A 685-nucleotide genomic window follows, 5' to 3' on the forward strand; every position below is an offset into this window, starting at 1 on the left:
CTGTACGGACGGTGAGGAGATATTTAGGGGCAATGATGCGGAGTGTCGGCCTTTTACGGGGTGACAATAGGGTGGAATGGATAAAGGAGAAGAAAAAGGACGTGCGCGGGCACGTCCTTTGAGGAGAATGAAGGGAGCGATTATTCGTTCCAGCTGACTAAGCCTAGTATCCAAGTAAGGAGAATCAGACCACCGAATACGATGCGGTAGTAGGCAAAAGGAACATAGTTTTTACTGGAAACAAATTTCAGCAAAGCTTTTACTGCTAATAAACCGGCGATAAATGCTGCGATAAAACCGATGGCAATTTGTCCGACATCTTGCAAGGTAAAGAGTTTGTAATTTTTTAAGATGTCGTAACCTGTGGCCGCAATCATCATTGGTACGGCAAGGAAGAATGAAAATTCGGTAGCTGTTTTTCGTTCTAGTCCCCACAGCATACCACCCATGATGGTGCTGCCTGAACGTGATGTACCAGGAATAAGGGCAAAAATTTGGGCGCATCCTACAACAAATGCGTCGATTGGGCGCATATCATCGACATGGTTGACTTTAGGTTTGGCTGTTGTTTGGCGTTTTTCAACCCATAAAATGAAGAAGCCACCTAATACCAGCATGGTAGCAACGGTAATCGGGTTGAAAAGATGCAATTTAATTTGTTTACTGAATAAGAGGCCAACAATCG

1 protein-coding gene is annotated in these 685 nt (G+C 44.4%); it reads right to left on the minus strand.

What is annotated here, in order from left to right:
* Positions 1-140: 140 nt before the first annotated feature.
* Positions 141-685 (minus strand): undecaprenyl-diphosphate phosphatase (locus ACTHS3_RS16425; protein ID WP_440368564.1); only part of this gene is annotated, 545 nt, incomplete at its 5' end.

Source organism: Neisseria sp. P0009.S007 (assembly GCF_051962515.1).